This is a genomic window from Caballeronia calidae (genome assembly GCF_900044055.2).
GTDB classification, from domain to species: Bacteria; Pseudomonadota; Gammaproteobacteria; order Burkholderiales; family Burkholderiaceae; genus Caballeronia; species Caballeronia calidae.
This window is the reverse complement of record NZ_FCOX02000335.1, coordinates 1-705: the sequence shown is the minus strand read 5'-3', so window position 1 is coordinate 705 and position 705 is coordinate 1. Positions and strand designations below refer to the sequence as shown.

Here is a 705-nt window from a genome sequence, read left to right as displayed (position 1 = left end):
CGGACAAGACTCCGGCGCAGCGCGCATGCAGGATAGGGCTGGCGAACCGGGCCAGCGGATAGAAGGTTGTGGGACGTTGGATCATCTCACGAGCGCCACGGGCTTCAGGCAGGGGGGACGTGAATTCGATTGCCGCAGTTGGCGAGCGCAATACCGCGCGCTCACCAACATACGACAGCATATCGCCTCTTCCGAGTGTCAAAGGCTCGCTACGCCAGGCTCCGCCTGCCCTTGACCCCAGTCACACTCGCAAGGAGATGTGGAGGAAGTAATCGACGATTCGCGAGCGGGCCTTGACAAATTACTGCTCATAGAAGGAATCCGCGCGGCAGACAGGATTTGAGCTGCCGGTACTGACGCCACATCGTGCGGGCGTCAACGCCGATTGCGGTTTGGGCCGCCATTGCGCGCAAAAGTGGCTTTCCCGGCGGCGAAATCAGGGCAATGTTGTCCCCTTCGGGACTTACGCAGGCGTCATTTTCGACATTCTGCGTAGGTTCAGCGCCGCGCAGACGAGTTTCCATTCGGCCTGTGCCTTGGCCAGTCCACGCATGCTGAATTGTCGAAATCCGAGAACGCTCTTTACCCAGGCATTCGGCGGTTCGGACAGCCATTTGCGCTTTCGATAGGCCGCCTGAGTTTGCGCACAAGTAAACTTGTCGGCCATCGCGGCGCATAGCGGGCGCTTCCGGGCATCGACCTTCA

The 705-nt window shown here is 60.0% G+C and carries 2 protein-coding genes; both read right to left on the bottom strand.

The window, feature by feature from the left end:
• Nucleotides 1-181 (bottom strand): hypothetical protein (locus AWB78_RS49250; protein WP_232478158.1); only part of this gene is annotated, 181 nt, incomplete at its 3' end.
• A gap of 282 nt (nucleotides 182-463) precedes the next feature.
• The coding region (locus tag AWB78_RS42915; RefSeq protein WP_198399512.1) for a transposase at nucleotides 464-705 on the bottom strand (242 nt) is incomplete at its 5' end.